The 18,541-nt window shown below is 38.5% G+C and carries 15 protein-coding genes; 4 read left to right on the plus strand and 11 right to left on the minus strand.

Annotation, left to right across the window (positions count from 1 at the left end; all coding sequences use genetic code 11):
• The 5 genes from AAY42_RS13405 to AAY42_RS13425 all read right to left on the minus strand — a co-directional run bounded on the left by AAY42_RS13405 (position 1) and on the right by AAY42_RS13425 (position 5,668).
• Positions 1-1,047: a VWA domain-containing protein gene (locus AAY42_RS13405; protein WP_055396062.1), complete on the minus strand. Its 1,047-nt coding sequence runs from the start codon at positions 1,045-1,047 to the stop codon at positions 1-3.
• 6 nt (positions 1,048-1,053) lie between these two features.
• A complete protein-coding gene (locus tag AAY42_RS13410; protein WP_055396063.1) occupies positions 1,054-2,052 on the minus strand; it encodes a vWA domain-containing protein in 999 nt (332 codons plus the stop codon).
• A complete protein-coding gene (locus tag AAY42_RS13415) occupies positions 2,052-3,713 on the minus strand; it encodes a BatD family protein (RefSeq protein ID WP_055396065.1) in 1,662 nt (553 codons plus the stop codon). The genes AAY42_RS13410 and AAY42_RS13415 overlap by 1 nt, the downstream gene beginning before the upstream one ends.
• On the minus strand, positions 3,713-4,579 hold the full coding sequence (locus AAY42_RS13420) for a DUF58 domain-containing protein (protein WP_055396067.1): 867 nt from the start codon (positions 4,577-4,579) through the stop codon (positions 3,713-3,715). Before AAY42_RS13420 ends, AAY42_RS13415 begins: the two co-directional genes overlap by 1 nt.
• 87 nt (positions 4,580-4,666) lie before the next feature.
• Positions 4,667-5,668, minus strand: coding sequence for an AAA family ATPase (locus AAY42_RS13425; RefSeq protein ID WP_055396069.1), 1,002 nt, complete (start codon positions 5,666-5,668; stop codon positions 4,667-4,669).
• Between the two features lie 253 nt (positions 5,669-5,921).
• Between AAY42_RS13425 and AAY42_RS13430 the strand changes: the two genes are divergently transcribed.
• Both AAY42_RS13430 and AAY42_RS13435 read left to right on the plus strand, forming a co-directional pair.
• The gene (locus tag AAY42_RS13430; RefSeq protein ID WP_055396072.1) at positions 5,922-6,683 is read left to right on the plus strand and encodes an SDR family NAD(P)-dependent oxidoreductase; all 762 of its coding nucleotides are present in this window, start codon (positions 5,922-5,924) and stop codon (positions 6,681-6,683) included.
• Positions 6,680-7,816 (plus strand): ATP-binding protein, encoded by a 1,137-nt coding sequence (locus AAY42_RS13435; RefSeq protein WP_055396074.1) that lies wholly within the window; start codon positions 6,680-6,682, stop codon positions 7,814-7,816. Before AAY42_RS13430 ends, AAY42_RS13435 begins: the two co-directional genes overlap by 4 nt.
• 21 nt (positions 7,817-7,837) lie before the next feature.
• On the opposite strand, the gene AAY42_RS13440 is transcribed toward AAY42_RS13435, so the two are convergent.
• The 3 genes from AAY42_RS13440 to AAY42_RS13450 form a co-directional block, all read right to left on the minus strand.
• Complete coding sequence (locus AAY42_RS13440) at positions 7,838-8,782, minus strand: carbohydrate kinase family protein (RefSeq protein WP_055396076.1); 945 nt, start codon at positions 8,780-8,782, stop codon at positions 7,838-7,840.
• A gap of 46 nt (positions 8,783-8,828) precedes the next feature.
• Positions 8,829-9,260, minus strand: a complete 432-nt coding sequence (locus AAY42_RS13445) for a hypothetical protein (protein ID WP_055396079.1) — start codon at positions 9,258-9,260, stop codon at positions 8,829-8,831.
• Between the two features lie 99 nt (positions 9,261-9,359).
• On the minus strand, positions 9,360-13,034 hold the full coding sequence (locus AAY42_RS13450; RefSeq protein ID WP_055396081.1) for a T9SS type A sorting domain-containing protein: 3,675 nt from the start codon (positions 13,032-13,034) through the stop codon (positions 9,360-9,362).
• A 206-nt stretch (positions 13,035-13,240) separates the two neighbouring features.
• On the opposite strand from AAY42_RS13450, the gene AAY42_RS13455 reads away from it, so the two are divergent.
• Together AAY42_RS13455 and AAY42_RS13460 are read left to right on the plus strand one after the other, a co-directional pair.
• Positions 13,241-13,966, plus strand: coding sequence for a metallophosphoesterase (locus AAY42_RS13455; protein ID WP_055396083.1), 726 nt, complete (start codon positions 13,241-13,243; stop codon positions 13,964-13,966).
• A gap of 56 nt (positions 13,967-14,022) precedes the next feature.
• Positions 14,023-15,018, plus strand: a complete 996-nt coding sequence (locus AAY42_RS13460) for an acyl-ACP desaturase (protein ID WP_055396085.1) — start codon at positions 14,023-14,025, stop codon at positions 15,016-15,018.
• Between the two features lie 51 nt (positions 15,019-15,069).
• Here AAY42_RS13460 and AAY42_RS13465 read toward each other — a convergent pair whose 3' ends face one another.
• The 3 genes from AAY42_RS13465 to amaB all read right to left on the minus strand — a co-directional run bounded on the left by AAY42_RS13465 (position 15,070) and on the right by amaB (position 18,469).
• A complete protein-coding gene (locus tag AAY42_RS13465; RefSeq protein ID WP_055396087.1) occupies positions 15,070-15,630 on the minus strand; it encodes a hypothetical protein in 561 nt (186 codons plus the stop codon).
• A gap of 24 nt (positions 15,631-15,654) precedes the next feature.
• A complete protein-coding gene (locus AAY42_RS13470; RefSeq protein WP_055396089.1) occupies positions 15,655-16,569 on the minus strand; it encodes an OmpA family protein in 915 nt (304 codons plus the stop codon).
• Positions 16,570-16,915: 346 nt separating this feature from the next.
• A complete protein-coding gene (gene amaB, locus AAY42_RS13475; RefSeq protein ID WP_055396091.1) occupies positions 16,916-18,469 on the minus strand; it encodes an L-piperidine-6-carboxylate dehydrogenase in 1,554 nt (517 codons plus the stop codon).
• Between the last annotated feature and the right edge of the window lie 72 nt (positions 18,470-18,541).

Raw genomic sequence — 18,541 nt, forward strand, 5'->3', positions numbered from 1 at the left:
TTATACATCGTCATGTTCATTAAAAAGATTAAGTTTTTTCAACCATTTTGTTTTTCTATCCAAAAGGAAAATATCCAAAAATAAAAATAAAAGCCCTATACCCAAGAACCACTGAAATTGGTCTTTATACTCGGCGAACTGTTTGGCTTCAAACTCTTTTTTATCCATCTGGTTTAATTGTTCCTTAATATATTCTACGGCTTTTCCCGTATTGGAACCATCAATATATTCTCCATTGCCCTCACTTGCAATTTCGGTTAAGACGTCTTCATTAAGTTTTGTAATGACAACTTCTCCTTGGTTGTCTTTCTTCAAGCTTTCAACAATGCCATTTTTTTTGATGGGAATTGGTGCTCCTTTTGGTTTTCCAACACCAATGGTAAAAATTCGGATGCCACTTTGTGTTGCATTCTCTACGGCATCAATGGTAGAGCGTTCCGAATGATCTTCTCCATCTGAAACAATAAATAGAACCCTGTTGGTCTGTTCCGAATCATCATAATAGGTGCTTGCCAAATCTATGGCCGCATTAATTGCTGTCCCTTGTGATGATAGCATGTTGGTGTTCATACTTTGCAGGAACATTTTTGCTGCTCCGTAGTCAGTGGTAATTGGTAATTGTGGGTATGCTTGACCGGCGTATGCAATGATTCCAATGCGGTCACTGGCCAGTTGATTGATGATTTCGGAAATCAATCTTTTTGCTTTCTCTAATCGGTTTGGGGCAATATCTTCTGCCAGCATACTTTTGGAAACATCCAATGCGAAAACGATATCCACGCCCTCACGTTTTACGGTTTCAAGTTTTGTTCCAATTTTGGGATTTACAAGCCCCAAGATTAAAAAAGTAAGCCCCAACAAAAGAAAAATCAGTTTCAAAGCCGATTTTAATCTGGACTTGTTCGGAGCCATACGATTTAAAAGTTTTACATCTGCAAATTGACGCTGGGTTCTTTTTTTCCATACTTGAAGAAAGAAAAAGGCAAGGACCATTACTGGAATAATGGCCAGAAGGTAGAAATATATTTTTTCATCAAGTTGAATCATTCTTCTCTAAATAAAACTTTTAAAAATTGAGTTGCGCAACGCCCACTCTAGTAAGAGCAATGCCCCTGCCAATAATATTAAGGGTCTAAATTTTTCTTCGTATTTGTAGTATTTGAATTCTTCTATTTCTGTTTTTTCCAGTTTATTGATTTCGTCATAGATATCTTCCAACGATTCATTATTAGTGGCACGGAAGTATTTCCCGCCTGTAACCGTTGCAATTTCTTTAAGCAAATTTTCATCAATTTCAACCTGTCGCATTCCATATCTGTAAGTTCCATCCCTATTATAGGCTACTGGAGATAATGCGTTGCCATTGGTGCCTAAGCCAATGGTATAGGTTTTTATCCCAAATTCGGCCGCAAGGTCCGCAGCCGTTTTTGGTTCAATAAAACCAGAATTGTTTACTCCGTCCGTAAGGAGAATAATGACTTTGCTTATGGCCTTGCTTTCCTTTAATCTGTTTACGGATGTTGCCAAACCCATGCCTATTGCCGTGCCATCTTCCAGTTCCCCATAGGTAATTTCCCTTAGTGCAGCCAAAACAATGGACTTGTCACTTGTAATGGGGGTTTTGGTATAGCTCTCCGCGGCATATCCCACCAGACCAATACGATCATTGGGACGTTGTTTGATGAAGTCACCGGCTACCTCCTTAAGTGCCAAAAGTCTATTGGGTTTGAGGTCTCTGGCCAACATACTGGACGAAACATCAATCGCCATTACAATATCAATTCCTTTGGTAGTCTTTGTTCTTGTAGAGATATCTTCTGTTTGTGGTCTGGCCAAAGCGGTGATTATTGCTGCCAAAGCCAAAAGACGAATTGCAAAAAGTATTGGTTTTAGCTTGGAAGCCAGACTGGAAACCGTAAACCCCTTGATACTTGAAATTCTTAAGGATGCTATTTCTTCCCTACGTTTGAAAAAATACCATAGCAAAGCCAATGGAAGCAAAAGAAGCAACCAAAAGAACTGAGGATTTGCAAATTCTATATTTTCAAACATTAGGTCTGGGTTTTTACGTCTAAGGTGCTCAATATTCTACTCACTATTTTTTCGGCATAATCATCACCATCTTCCCAAGTGATCACTATTTGTTGCATAAAACCTTTTCCTCCAAAAGATAGGATGGCGTACTTTGCTTTTTTGGATTCATTGCTCACAGGACTCTTTAAATTCCCTGTGCCGTATGTTTTTAACCCTTTTACACCAGATTTTGTAGCGAACTCCTCTTGTTTGGTAATAATATTTTTTACACCTAAACTTTCAAATGCGCCCAAGGTATTCGTAATTGCAGCATCAAAGTTTGGATCGGTCTCTTCTTTATAGGTCACCGAACTGGTAGCAACAGAAAACACCCCTACATAACTTCCATAGGAGAAAGTTTGTAGTTCTTTAATCAATTCTTGGGTTTCTGCTGGTAAATCCACTTCCTGGCGAATCAGCACATCTGGAGTCTCTATTTCTATTGGGGGATAGCCATATGAACTAGAAATCCATTCGCCTTCCAAAAGTTCTTTGGTGGGATGTCCAAAAACGGAATCCCTAACTTCTTTGAAGCCATAGTATGCAATTGACAATCCTGTTCCTAAAAATAAAACTCCCACAAAAATAGCGGCTGCCCAATAGATTTTTTTACGCTGTTTTTTCTTGGCAAGTTCCTCTAAATATTCTTCGGTTTGAAGCAGTTCTTCCTCGGTGGGTTCCGGCAAGGCGTCATGTGTCTTTACTACAATTTGCTCCACTAATTTTCTGTCCTGTTCCGCAATTGAGGTTGATGGTTTGGACTTTGCAAATTTGACTAAATCCGCAGTCTGCAATATGTTCTGAAACTGAGTTAAGGTTTCGTCATCAAGTTTCAATTCTCCAGCATCTTTGAGCATTTCAAGTTTGGCAATCAATTGCCCTGTTGTGCTTTCCAAAGCAGAAACATGAACGTCTTCTTCCAAATAAGATCGTACAATATCTGTAAGCTCAGAGTAATATTTTTTGTACTCGTCCTGAATTAGATATTTGGAATTTTCCAACTTTTTTAGCTCCAGAAGTGCACGATCATAGGGAGGCAACAATGCCACCTTTTCTTCCTCTGTCAACGGTTTTTTTCGTAAGAAGAACCAGTAGACCAGTCCTCCAATAATTATTAGACCGATTACTATCCAAAGTAAAATTTTCCAAATCTTGGCATAGCTTTTTTCAACTTCAATCAAAGGTTTTATGTCAAACATCTTTTGTTTGGTGGTATCAACTACAACATCTGCAACTTTTACTTGAAAGGAGTCTGTGAAAAAAGGTTGTTCGTTTATAGCTATTCGTTGCGAGGGAATGGTATAGGCGCCGCTATCAAATTGAGTAAGTGCATAAACTTTTTGAAGGATTACCTTATTTTTATTTTTAACCGTATCCATCATTATGGCCTCAACAGTTTCCAATGGTGAAAATGTTTGGCCTTCGGGAAAATGAACAACATTCAGGGAGTCTGTTTCTACTGTGATTTTGTATTGAATTTGCTCCCCAATTTTAATTGCCGTAGTATCAATTTCTGAAGAAACCTTTGATTCGTTTTGTGAAAATCCCACAAGAGGTGAAATCAAAAGACAAAACAAGACCACTCGCTTCAACAGCGAAGCAAGATGTTTAGCTTCTGGCTTTAAAATTTCAACTTGCATTATCCTCTTCGTTTAAAGTAACCCAACAATTTTTTCACGTAGCTTTCATCTACTCGGCAATGAATAACTCCACAACCAGATTTGGTAAATGAATCTGAAAAGTATTCCACCTTGTCCTTGTGAAATTGCCCATACGCACTACGTACTTTTTTTGACCGTGTATTTATCAATTGTAATGTTCCTGTTTCAGCATCCTGCATTTGTACCATCCCCAAATTTGGAATGGATTCTTCACGTTCGTCAAAAACCCTTATACCAGTCACATCGTGTTTGTTGCCAACAATTTTAAGCGTGTTGTCATAATCATCGGCAATGAAATCTGACAGCATAAAGACAATGGCTTTTTTCTTCATCACATTGGTTAGGAACTTTAAGGCCTCTGCGATATTGGTCTCGCGACTTTTGGGTGAAAATTCCAATAGTTCCCGAATGATACGCAGGACATGACTTTTTCCTTTTTTGGGCGGAATAAATAACTCAACCTCATCAGAAAAAAGGATTACGCCAACTTTATCATTGTTCTGTAAAGCGGAGAAAGCCAGGGTTGCGGAGATTTCAGTAATTACTTCTTTCTTGAACTGGTTGGTGGTTCCAAAAAGTTCGGAGCCACTTACATCAACCATCAACATCATTGTCAGTTCCCGTTCTTCCTCAAAAACCTTTATGTAGGGTTCATTATAACGAGCAGTTACATTCCAGTCAATACTTCTAACATCATCGCCAAATTGATATTGACGCACTTCGCTAAAGGTCATACCTCTACCTTTAAAGGTAGAATGATATTCCCCACCAAAAATATGGTCGGAAAGACGCCTTGTCTTTATTTCAATTTTCCGTACTTTTTTAAGTAGTTCTTTTGTATCCATCTGCAAGTAAACAGCGTTCTGCTATTAGTATTCAGTGATGGTAGGTTGTTTGTTGAAGACACCATCTACTGCCAACGATTAACTTTTCTATGGTACTTCTACCTCGTTGACAATCTTGTTTATGATTTCTTCAGATGTGATGTTTTCGGCTTCGGCTTCATACGTTATTCCTATACGATGTCTAAGCACATCGTGAACTACGGCCCTAACATCTTCAGGAACAACATAACCTCTTCTTTTGATAAATGCGTAGCATTTGGAGGCATTGGCCAAATTGATACTCCCTCTTGGGGAAGCGCCAAAACTGATTAGGGGCTTTAGGTTTTCAAGGTTATATTTTTCTGGATATCGTGTGGCAAACACCAAATCCAAAATGTACTTTTCTATTTTTTCATCCATGTAGACCTCACGCACCGCTTGTTGCGCACTTAAAATTTGTTTTAAGGTCACCACGGGTTTTATAGGCTCATTTGATCCACTTAGGTTCTGGCGCATAATGAGCTGTTCCTCATTGAGTTTTGGATAGTCAATGACTGTTTTTAGCATAAAACGATCCACTTGCGCTTCTGGTAAAGGGTATGTTCCTTCTTGTTCAACCGGATTTTGGGTAGCCATTACCAGAAAGGGAGCATCCAACTTAAAAGTTTCATCTCCAATGGTCACCTGTTTCTCCTGCATAGCCTCAAGCAAGGCCGATTGCACTTTTGCGGGAGCCCTGTTTATTTCATCTGCCAAAACAAAATTGGCAAAAATGGGACCTTTTTTAATGGAAAAATCATTTTCCTTCATGTTATAAATCATTGTACCAACAACATCCGCAGGTAAAAGGTCTGGAGTAAATTGAATCCTGCTAAAAGCTCCTTTAACGGCTTTTGCAAGAGTGTTTATGGCCAAAGTTTTTGCAAGTCCTGGAACACCTTCCAATAAGATATGACCCTGGCCCAATAATCCAATAAGGAGTCTTTCCACCATGTGTTTTTGACCAACAATGGACTTGTTCATTTCCAGTATAAGTAAATCAATGAACGCACTTTCCTTGGCAATTTTCTCATTCACAGCACTAATATCAATAGTAGTGTTTTCTTCCATATAATCTTTTATTGTTATGAGTTATTGATTGTAGTTTCTCTAAAGGCGCAAAATGAAAATTAATTTAAAATCTGTCTGTTAATTTATGGTTAAAAAAATCTGTAAAGCCCTAGTTTTATGAAGTATTTAAGGGTTTATTTTTATACTTTCATTCCATTCGCAATATATGGTTTAATATTCCGGAAATGGAAAAAGGGAATTATTTTTTGGTCAAGTTGCCATTTAAGGCAACGATAAAACGGAAACAAGTAAAATGCAAGATAAGAAAACGGCATTGATTACGGGGGCAACCAGTGGAATAGGAAAAGCTACTGCAGAGCTACTGGGGAACAATGGATTTAATTTAATTATTTCTGGACGAAGACAGGAAAGACTTGATGAGCTTCAAGAAGAACTTTCCAAGATTACTAAAGTGCATACATTGAATTTTGATGTGCGGGACAAAAATGTTGTTTTGAACGCTATTGACAACCTACCCGATTCTTTTTCCCAAATTGATGTTTTGATCAATAACGCCGGTAACGCTCATGGTTTGGACACCATTGACCAAGGTAGTTTGGAAGATTGGGATGCCATGATGGATATCAATGTAAAAGGACTGCTTTACGTTTCAAAGGCAATTATTCCTCAAATGGTGGAACGCCAATCGGGGCATATCATAAATATTGGGTCCACAGCTGGGAAGGAAGTGTACCCCAAAGGTAATGTGTATTGTGCAAGCAAGCATGCTGTGGATGCTATTAATAAAGGAATGCGGATAGATTTAAACGCACATGGAATCCGAGTTGGGGCGGTAAACCCAGGATTGGTTGAAACTGAGTTTAGTGAGGTACGCTTTAAGGGAGATTCCGATAAAGCCAATAAGGTATATGATGGATTTCAACCCTTAAAACCTGAAGATATTGCTGATATCATTCATTTTGCAATTACAAGACCCTATCATGTGAACATTGCTGATTTGGTGGTAATGCCAACCGCTCAGGCAAGCAGCACTATTGTGAAAAGACAACTATGATTAATAAACGCCTGCTGGTAAAAAACCTTTTAGCGCATAATGATGAGAATAGTTTTTATGACAAAAAGAGGTTCATAGCCATTGGCGAGAAAGAAGGAAAGGCAAAGTTTCTAAAACATGTTTGCGCTTTGGCAAACAGTAATCCCAAGAACAACTCTTTTATTGTTATTGGTGTTGAGGATGAAGACAATAGAATAGTCGGTGTCGATTTCTTTGACGATAGCAAGATTCAGAACTTGGTGAATGCCTATTTGGACAACCCACCGATTATTTCTTACGAAAACATTCCATTTCCGCATTTACCTGAAGGTAAGGTAGTGGGTTTGGTTACCATAAAATCAAATGGAAAAGTTTGTGCGCTCAGAAAAAATATATGGAAATATTATGGGGGAGCGGTATTCTTTCGTGAGGGTAGTATTAGCCTTCCCAAGGCTTTTGATATTGAGCTAAAGGACATTAATTCCAAAGCGGTTGCTACGATAGAACAGCATGCCCGAAATAATATTGAATTGACCTTGGATGCGGTCATGAACTTCATCAACAATAGACATGCAGATTTAACTAGTAATTATAAAGTGTTCAAAGAACAGTTTGTGGTCTGTTGGGCCGGAAACAAGAAAAAAGTAAACAACAAGACCTATTATTCTAGGGTGGATATCGAATTGATCAATGAGCAAGTAAAACTATTTTATTCCGCGTTGGACGAAATTACAATTACCTATGACGAACATTCATTTAGCACCTTGGAATATGTACAGCTTGGATTGGGCTCACAACAAAATTATTTTCCATTGGAACAAATGATCATTACATTTTCTGATAATGGAAAATACACTATAAATAGTGAGTTACTTTTTGAACCACCTCAGTACGATAAAAAAACGTTGCACCACGTATTCAATACCAATAACTCCCTTTTACAAAAACTGGAAAAGGGAATTTCATTGACAAAAGCCGATCAAACTGATTTAACGCATTTGCCCGCAACGTATCTTATATGTTATTTAAATGGATTTGAAGAAGCAAAAGAACAGATGGAACATGCCCGGCCATTGTTGAAAGCAGCAAATGAAAGAATTTATGGTTCGCTCAAGGAATCCTTGCGAATCCTTAGAAAAGTAAGGTATAATTAGCTTTTCAGCAAAACAGTTAACCTAACCTTCTAGCTGTGCTTTTGTAGGCAACGCTATAATGGCGCCATAATTAGTAGTGGTGATAGCTCCAGCTTTGTTGGCTTTTTGCACCATACTCAATAATAGGTTATTGTCTTCAAAAACTTGGTTAAAACTATCCAGATTTGCAATTTGATATAGCAAACAACCAATAAAGGCATCTCCAGCACCTGTGGTATCAACAGGTTTGACAATTATACTTGGGACTATTTTTTTGAAATTTTCTGAGCTAACCAATGTGCCTTCTTTACCAAGAGTAATGGTTATAATCTCTGCACCAATTTCGTGTAAAATATCACAAGCTTCATACATATCAGTTTTACCAGATAGTAGCTGTGCTTCTTCCAGACTAAATTTACATAAATGCGATTTTTCAATAAATGGCATGCACTTTTTAATGAACTCTTGTTCATTATCCTTCCAAAGATCACCTCTAAAATTTGGGTCAAAGCTTATGAACATTTCCTTAATGAGCCCATCAAACAAATATTTGGCATAGGCTTTTTCCAAGGAACCACCAAGTAGGGCTGTGGCAGCACCAAGATGTAGTATATTGCCATGAAAATTCTTCTTAAGAGCAGGGTCGTAAATCAATTCTTTATCCGCTCCCCTACTAAAAACGAAATCACGCTCCCCGTCTTCGGCCAAAGAAACAAAGGCAAGGGTAGTGAACGTATCGGATACTTGTGCTAGAGAAATATCTACCCCTTCCTTTTTAAGGACATTGAGCAAAAAACTACCGAAAGGATCTTTCCCCACACTTCCAACAAAAACTCCCTTTCCTCCTAGTTTGGATATTGCGCAGGCCACGTTTGCAGGGGCACCGCCAGCTTTTTTGCTAAACTCAGTTGCCTTGGAAAGGTCATTGCCCTGTTTTTCAGCAACAAAATCTATAAGTAATTCTCCTACACAAAATACTTTCTTCATACCTAGGATTGAATATAAGGTAATTTAATGTAAGGATAAAAAGTTGTTATTCGATAATTTTATGTCCAATAACAGTAAAATAAGTTGTTGAAGCATCTGGGCATAGACTTTCTTTTGCTTTGGCTTCCAAAATCATGTCATTTTCCAATTGACCGGGATCGAAAAGAAAGGTAACACTCATTTGTTGTTGTTTGGATATCTTTTGGTTTAAACTACTTCCCAACTCCATAACCTCCATAACTTCCATTTGGTATATATTCGGTTTGGTAGTTCCACAAATGTTCTTATTATCCTGTGATGTTCCAAGAACTTTGATTTTGAAGATGATTTCATTAGGTCCCAATAACTGTTGGTCCAATCCAATATTTTCATTTGGGCTCGCCTCTTCATTTTGAGACGTTTCCGAAGACGGTACTTGATCTGCTTCATTGCATGAATTGCCCAAAAGAAAAAACACTAAAAGAATAATGGGTTTCATAAATATTTTGTTTTTAGATATATACGAATAAATTAGTGATGCAGATGTTATAAAAAAGGCGCGATTAATTCGCGCCTTTTTAAGGTTTTTGCCTTAAGATTATTTTTTTACGATTTTAAAATTCTCATTGGTATTGGCACCGGTGATTTTAACAAAATAAACACCTGCTGGACTATTGGAAGCATTCCAAATTATAGGCTTGGAACTATTCGTTCCATCAGTTTCAAACACTTTTTGTCCAAGAATATTGAATATCTGAGTGTTTACCATGGTATCTTGTGCATCTTTTAAAGCAAAATAGAATTCGTTGGTAGAAGGGTTGGGCCAAACTGCCGTAATTACTTCAGTTTCTATACTAGCAAGGTTCTGTGGAATTTCACCTCCAGTTCCAACAGGGGCAATTTCAACTGCTGTATCCCCGGCAGATTCAATATCAACGGTTCCAAAAATTTGAAACACTAAATCTTCTGGAGCACCTCCAAAAACAAGACTTGACGGGGTCCAGTCCACGGCACCAATCCCGAATAAGTTTGCAGTATCCCTGAAAATGCTCTCATTTCCAATCAATCCGATTTGCGTTAGCCAGAACCATTGTGTCTCATTAGGGAAGAAATCTAAATTGGTATAAACCGAAAGCCAATAGGTCCCTGACCCCAATACCACCGGCTCTGGAAGATCTAAACTTATGTTTGTATCAGCCGCCGCTGAAGCGGGAGCAATGGCACCACTACTATAAACCACATTACCAGGGACTCCACCATTATTTTCAAAAATGGTCACTGTTGCGCTAGTTAAGGACGGACTGTTATTTGCAGCACCAAATGCCGTAATGTTACTTAAGGTCCATTGACTGCCTTCTGGGATTATAAAATCATCAGCAGATTGAATAAGTGCACCTCCAAAATCGGGAATTAACTGGGATGGCAAACTACTGCTAACAGCGTCGTTTTGTTCGTAAATAGGAAACTCAGTGAGTGTAACTGTAAACCCTTCAGAAACTTGCTCCTTTCCAGATGTTGCAATTAGTCCGATTGCCGCAGAGCCTTCAGCATCCGGTGCAAAGGAAAGGGTGATAATATCTCCATCTAATACCGCAGTCACCAAATCAGGATTTGAGTTGGTCAATTCAACGGAAATCGGCCGCTTTGAGCTGCTAACAAATAAGTCTTGTACATTTACCTCTTTGTCAGGACTATTCAGCGGAAGTAACAAATCTGGTAACAAATAGGCTGTACTTAGTCGGGCTTCAGGAGATTTAGAGGCATAAAATCTAGCATTGTATACTCCATTCCCGTGAGCTGCAACAGCGACAAATCCATCTGCTCTTGTTCTAACTTGAGGCACCACAACATCACCAACAATGGCAGGCTCTCTATACCAACGTGTGCGATTTCCATTCAAGTAAAATGATGCGTATAGTCCCGTACTTGTTCCAACAAAATAGATATTGTTATTACCACTTATGGAAAACCATCTCACAGATGGGCCATTTCCGGTTCCATCCGCATTTTCTTCCAAATTACCACTAATGTTTTCCCAGGTCTCTCCTGCATCCTTGCTCATAAAAAGACTTTGGATATTATAGTTGGAGAATACTGCAAAAACTCGATCAGCGTTATTTGGATCTACATATATTTGGTTGATGTTCCCTTCAGGAAGTCCTTTTCCGGAAGAAATATCCACAGCGGGCTGGTCATCTATGTTTGCATTTTCCACTTTAAATATCATACCACTAGAAGTTCCATAATAGAGCCTATTGGCCACTGGATATTTAGACACATCCAATCCGGTAATGAGAGAGCCATCAGGAGTTGCCGTTTGGGTTTGCTCTACCCAATTCACAGATGTAGGGGCATTGGAAAATAGGGGAATTTCATCCAAATTGTTATTGCGCCACATACGGTCGCCCGCTGGCATATACATAACATTGTCATTGTTAGGGTCTAGCACAAAAGGAGCTACAAAGTCAAAACCACTTGCACCCGAAGGTTGCACTCTGGTAAATGAGATGAATTCTCCGTCTTCATTAAAATTAAATCGGAATACAACTCCGAACTGGGCAGAAACGTATCGGGTAAGGCCGCCATCTGCTATTGCATTGTACGTACCGTCACCACCAAAGTCTTCTTCCCATGGGTCATCTTCGTTCGTTGAATTCGTAAACCATGTTCCATTGTCTTGAAACCCAGCCACAACATCTTGCGTGTTTCCTTCTGGATCTATGGCTATAGCATATGGCTGTGTGGTAATATACCCGTTGTTCAAGGATGTCCAGCTTACCGGTTCTGTATTAATGGAGATATCTTCAGTTACCTGTACACCACCATCATTGGCTGAAATGACTTTGTTAGGGTTTGAAGGTAAAAAAAGAAGATTGTGTTGATCGGGATGGTGATTGGGATAAAGCGCAAAACTATCACTAAAAATAGTATAACCACCAATCCAACCCTCAAAACCAGTAGGGGTGGTAAATCCAGTTTCGGATCTATACAGGTTGGTTCCGCCAAGAAATACCAAGTCTTGATTTGTGGGATGTACCTTTATAGTCATATTGTATGCACCTTGAAGATTTAGGTCTCCTGCCACGCCACCGATATTAGTGGGAAGATTTGTGGTTAAATCTACCCATTGTTCTTCTGGGGTTTCAGCATCAGCTTGATATCTCCATAGGAATGCCTCACCAGCATCACTAAGGTCATAAGAGAAAAAATATACACGGTTTTCATCAGAAGGGTCATATGCCATGACTGTTCTTCCGAAAGACGGAAACAAACCAGCTGGTGTAATGTTCGTCCAGGTTTCACCGTCCTGAGAAGTAAAAAAGCCGGCATTTTCACCGCCAAAAATATCTACGGTTCCGTAAATGGTTCCGTTAGGGGTTATTATAACTTCTGTTTGACTGTCAAATCCGCTGGGTAGGACTTCTTCAAAAGATCTTGCCCCATCCTCCGATTTAAACAAACCATCAAAAGTGGCGGTGTACACATCACCATTTGCAGGATGCACGGCTATACTGTTTATCAAATCAAAAGAAGTAATCGAGGTAACATCATTATCAGAAGTGTTTCGCATTCTAAACCAGCTTCTACCATTATTATAGGACTTGTAAATACCTGATCCTTGATAAAATGCTCCAGGCGCACCGGCGGAATTTCCATAACGTTCACCTGATGCGTAGTACCAAATATTTTGTCTTGATTTTCTCGGATCTTGGACTATAGCCGTAATACTGGGGTTTTGCCATTTTCGGGTAACTCGTTTCCAAGTTTCCCCAGCATTAGTAGAGCGCCAGAGTCCCCCTGAAACACCTCCAGCCAAAATAATGTTTTCATTTCTACGATCAATTGCCAAAGCTCTTGTTCTTCCGCCAACGTTAACGGGTCCTCTTTCCCTGAAATAGAAATAGTTCTTTTTAGAAGCTTCCCCACCATAGGTTTTTGCCATTTCTTGTTGAATATCTGTGGAATCGATTTTCTCAGAAAAAGCGGCTTCTTTTAAGCGAATATTATCTGGAATTTGATGGGTAAAAGGATCTTGAACCTGTCTAAATTCGTAAGCAAGCCGATCTAAAGCGCGATCTCCAACAGCCATTGGGGTAACGCCTACAGGGCCTTTTTTACTATCATAAATTTTTGATTTTTTGTATAGATCTTGTCCTTTTTGCGGAGCATCATCATGGGTCTTTTTTAAGTTTTGCGCTTGAATCCCTGAAAAAAAGAGGAAAAAAGCAGAAAAAATTAGGAAAAACTGTTTAGTGAGTAGAGATTTTTTCATAAGGTTGAGATTAAATGAATTAGCCTTTCAATATAACAAAAATCCAATGGATTGTTAAATTATTCCTACAAAGATCGACGAAATGAGGTATTAAATAAAACCCAAAATTGTCTTGAGGCCCAACAACAAAAACTATAATTTAAACTTTACGTGGATTTTTAATGCGGTGATACATTTGTTGTGTATAATTGCTCAAAATTTACCGCATGAGAACCTTAGTGATAGGTGATGTCCATTCAGGATTAAAAGCTTTGGAACAACTTTTGATTCGTGCCGAAGTTAACCAAGATGACGATCTCATTTTTTTAGGAGATTATGTGGATTCTTGGAGCACAGCTGTTGAAACCGTAGACTTTTTGATTGCCTTAAAACAACAATACAAGTGTACTTTTATCCGTGGAAATCACGATGAACTTTGTAAGGAATGGTTATTGACCAAGAAAGAAAACCCCCAATGGTTAGCACATGGAGGAACGGCCACTCGAGATTCATATTTGAGTGCAAATCGAGAAAATTGGGAGCACCATCTGGATTTTTATGCCAATCTTGAGAACTACCATCTCGATAAAAAAAATAGACTTTATCTGCATGCGGGCTATACTAATTTAAAAGGCGTTGAGCATGAATATTTTGATCAATTGTTTTATTGGGATAGAACACTTTGGGAACTTGCCAAGGCAATTGATCCAAACTTGACAATAACAGACACCAGTTTCCCAAAAAGGCTTACACATTATAGAGAGGTTTTCATTGGCCACACACCACTATCAAAAACGAGTGTGGTGCCTCCAGAAAAGGGAGCAAATGTTTGGAATGTTGATACAGGGGCAGCATTCAAGGGAGCTTTGACCATAATGGATGTAGAAACAAAGGAGTTTTGGCAAAGTGACCCCGTGCATTTACTTTATCCTGGAGAAAAAGGCAGAAACTAACAGAATACAGCTTTTTATTAAATAATAATGGAGACCTTTATCAAAAAAATAGAAATATGTCGTTGAAAAATATTCGGTTAGAAGTAATGCAGGCCATAGAACCACAAGTAAAGGGATTCATGGACTCATTTCTTATACCTATAGAGGAAATATGGCAACCGAGTGATTTTTTACCAGACCCACAAAGTGATAACTTTTTTAGTGAAACGGAACAGATCCGGGAGGAGGCAAAAGAACTGGGATATGATTTTTGGGTTACCCTTGTAGCCGATACTATAACTGAAGAAGCTTTGCCTACTTACGAATCTTGGTTGATGGATGTTGAGGGAGTTGATCAACACAGTGGAAAAGAAAATGGTTGGAGCAAATGGGTAAGAGCTTGGACCGCAGAAGAAAATAGACATGGCGATGTGCTGAACAAATATCTGTATTTATCTGGACGTGTTAATATGCGGGAAATTGAAATGACAACACAACATTTAATTTCAGACGGTTTTGATATTGGAACGGATAGAGATCCGTACAAAAATTTTGTCTACACTACATTTCAAGAACTGGCCACTAATATTTCCCATAAACGTGTTGGAAAAATGGCACGTCAAAAAGGAAATGTACTACTCGGAAAAATGTGTACTATTATTGCGGGAGATGAAATGCGGCATCATTTGGCGTATCGGGAATTTGTAAAGACCATTTTAGGACAAGATCCCAATGGAATGATAGAAGCTTTTGCCGATATGATGAAAAAAAAGATTGTTATGCCGGCCCATTTTTTAAGGGAATCAGGGGAGAGTATTGGAACTGCCTTTGAACAGTTTTCAGATTGTGCACAACGACTGGGAGTTTATACAGCTCAGGATTATATTGATATTTTGAAAAAATTGAATGAATATTGGGAAGTCGGCAACTTACGTGGTCTTTCAGAACAAGCTGAAAAAGCCCGCGATTATTTAATGAAACTTCCAGATAGGCTTCAACGAATTTCTGAACGGATGAAGTTTGGCCAAGAACAATATAAGTTTAAATGGGTTGAGGCAAATGGAATGCTATAAAAAAAGACCGGCAAACAGCCGGTCTTTTTTTATAATAATTTAACCACAAAATTAGAATTTACCTCCTTTGTGTTCATCCTGCCATTTGATTAATTTTTTCCAAGCACCCTCATAGGCCATTTTAGATTGCATAGGCCATGAGGCAGGGTCATGGATTCGGTAGCGATCCCCACCAGAATTAAGGACTTCTTGGCATTTATCCACAGAAGTTTCTGAAAGAGCCTTCCAGGTCTTGATTCCGAAATTATGGAAAAGCCCTTCAATTTTAGGCCCAATTCCCTCAACAACCTTAAGGTCGTCCTGCTTAATTTTTTTCCCGAAAGCAACTTTTGCGGCATTCGCGTCAAAAGCTATGGCGGCAGGTGCGGCAGCGGCTAAAGAAGCTGCGCTTTTACTTTTTGAAGTTGAACCAACTGTTTTGATTTTTTTCTGACAAGCCTCTAAATCAGCTTTTAATTTTTCATTTTTTTCTTCAAGAGCTTTAAGTTCTTCTGAATTATCAACATATGTTGAGTCCTTGCCTTTTCCAATGAGGTATCCCAGAATACCTGAAATTATTCCAACAAGTGCAGGAATGATCCAGCACCAGATATTTAGATTTTCAAAATTCATAGTAGTAAATTAATGGTTATATAATTAGTTTAGTGTTACAATTGTCCTCCTGTTCTTGGCTCTTCCTTCTTCGGTGTCATTCGAGGCAATTGGAGAATCCGGTCCTTGGGAGGATGTACTTATTTTAGATTTAGCAATTCCATTTGAGATAAGATATCCCTTTACAAAATCTGCTCTTTCCTGACCAAGTTGAATATTCGTTGCCCTTACTCCAGTATTATCGGTATGCCCTACAACATTACAAACAGCTCCATCAACCTTATCTAGGTAGCTGGAAATGTCAGCGATTTTTTGTCTTTGTTCGGCAGTAAGACTGATAGCTGCTTCTCCAGTTTGGAAATATAGCACCAAAGGATTGTCCTTTATTTTCTCATAAAGTGCTTTTAATTGTTCATCAACATCTTCTGCTTCTTTTGAAATACCATAAGAAATTGGTCCTAAGAAAACAGTTTCATCTGGAATCATGTCTTCCATCACTTTTCCCATTGTATTAATTTGGGCTGATGGAATTCCACTGGAAATAAGATGGTTTTTAACCGAATTTGCCCTTGCCAATCCAAGATTGGGATAGGCAGTATGGTTTTCTTCATCAGGTGCATAAAAACCTGTGATGTTGAGGATCTTTGCGGTGTTGGCGCTTAGATAGCCCTCTAAGTTAGAAATACCATCTTTTAATTTGTTTGAAATAGGCATTAAAAAAGATGGATTGGAATGGTTAAAGTTAAAGTTGTCATTAACCTCAAGCGAATAATCCCCGTCACTTACCGAAAAAGGATAGGATGTTGGATCGACTGATGGGATGATAGGTACTGTTTCATCTTGAATTACGTTTACACTATTTTGTGAAATCTTACATTCACTACAAAGGTTTAGATAGAGAAACGTACCAATAATAATTACAGCAAGTATTCCCAGAAAATAGGTGGTCTTTCTTGTCATTAGTAAATATTGTTAGTGTTTAGAACACCAAAATATTAAAAAAACGCTAAAATTTGGGATTTAACCCTAAGAATCTGAGGAGATTAGAAAAAAATAGAATCCTTATATATTTTTGAAAACAGAAAATGCAATAAAAAATACCAACCATACAATTTTCTTAACCAGTTATAATATAAGCTTTAAAAAGAATGGAAATTATAAGGAACTTAGGGGTATATATTAGGTAAGTAACCCTATTTCTCCCGACGAGGTTCCGGCATTGAAATAGGGTTAAATTTAAATTTGAGTTAGTTAAGTTGGTTTAAAGAATGCCGATTCTATGTTCATCGAGAATCGGCTCTTTTTTTTATAAATCAAATTTTATGCCTTGAGCCAAGGGAAGTTCTGTGGTATAATTAATGGTGTTTGTCTGTCTTCTCATATAGATTTTCCAGGCATCCGAACCACTTTCACGTCCTCCTCCTGTTTCTTTCTCGCCACCAAAGGCACCACCAATTTCCGCTCCTGAGGTACCTATGTTCACATTTGCAATGCCACAATCACTGCCTGAGGAAGATAAAAAATGTTCAGCTTCTCTCAAGTTATTTGTCATTATGGCCGAAGATAAGCCTTGCACAACTCCATTTTGTTGAGCTATGGCATTTTCAACATCTCCAGAATATTTTAATACATATAAAATTGGTGCAAAAGTCTCTTCCTGAACAATCTTGAATGAGTTGTTTGCCTCAACAATTGCAGGTTTTACATAGCAACTACTTTCATAACCATCACCGCTTAAAACGCCGCCTTCAACCAAAATTTTCCCGCCTTCATTTTTAGCTTCTTTCAATGCTGCCTCGTACATTTTTACGGCGTCACTATCAATCAAGGGGCCCACATGATTGGTTTCATCCAAAGGATTTCCGATTTTAAGTTGTTCATAAGCAGAAACGATGGCATCTTTTACCTGATTGTAGATGGATTCATGTACAATAAGTCGGCGAGTTGAAGTGCAACGTTGACCAGCTGTACCCACTGCACCAAATACCGCTCCAATAACCGTCATTTTTATATCCGCATCTGGAGTAACTATGATGGCATTGTTTCCACCGAGTTCTAAGAGTGATTTTCCAAGTCTTGCGGCAACGGCTTGGGCCACAATTTTTCCCATACGGATAGATCCCGTAGCCGATACCAATGGAATTCTATTATCAGAGGTCATCATTTCTCCCACTTTGTAATCTCCATTGATAAGACAGGAAATGCCTTCTGGCAAATGGTTCTCTTTTAAAACTTGAACTATTATATTTTGACAGGCTACTCCACACATTGGCGTTTTTTCCGATGGTTTCCAAACACAAACATCTCCACAGACCCAGGCAAGGGCTGTGTTCCATGCCCATACAGCTACTGGAAAATTAAAGGCAGAGATAATACCAACAACGCCTAATGGATGGTATTGTTCATACATTCTATGTCCAGGTCGTTCAGAATGCATGGTCAATCCGTGCAATTGTCTTGATAGACCTACAGCAAAATCACAGATATCAATCATTTCCTGAACTTCACCCAACCCTTCTTGATAGGATTTTCCCATTTCATAGGAAACCAATTTCCCAAGAGGTTCTTTTAATTCACGAAGTTTTTCACCAAACTGTCTTACAATTTCGCCTCTCTGGGGAGCAGGCATTAAACGCCAATCTTTAAATGCTGAAGTAGCGGCTTCCATGACATTTTCAAAATCTGCTTTTGAGGTGGTTGTAACTTTACCAATAAGTGCCCCATCTACAGGAGAATAGGAGGAAATTGTTTCTCCAGAACCAAAATTCTTTGAGCCGGTAGATGTACCATCATTTATTTGGGCTAACCCTAGTTGTTTTAGGGCTTCATGTATACGAAAGTTTTCTGCAATTTTTGACATTTATAACTTTTGATGAGTTAATTGTTATATTTTTTCAAAATTACAAATAATAATACTGATGGAGAATGCAAA

Origin of the sequence: Flagellimonas eckloniae, assembly GCF_001413955.1 — a bacterium.
In the GTDB taxonomy this organism is placed as follows: domain Bacteria; phylum Bacteroidota; class Bacteroidia; order Flavobacteriales; family Flavobacteriaceae; genus Flagellimonas; species Flagellimonas eckloniae.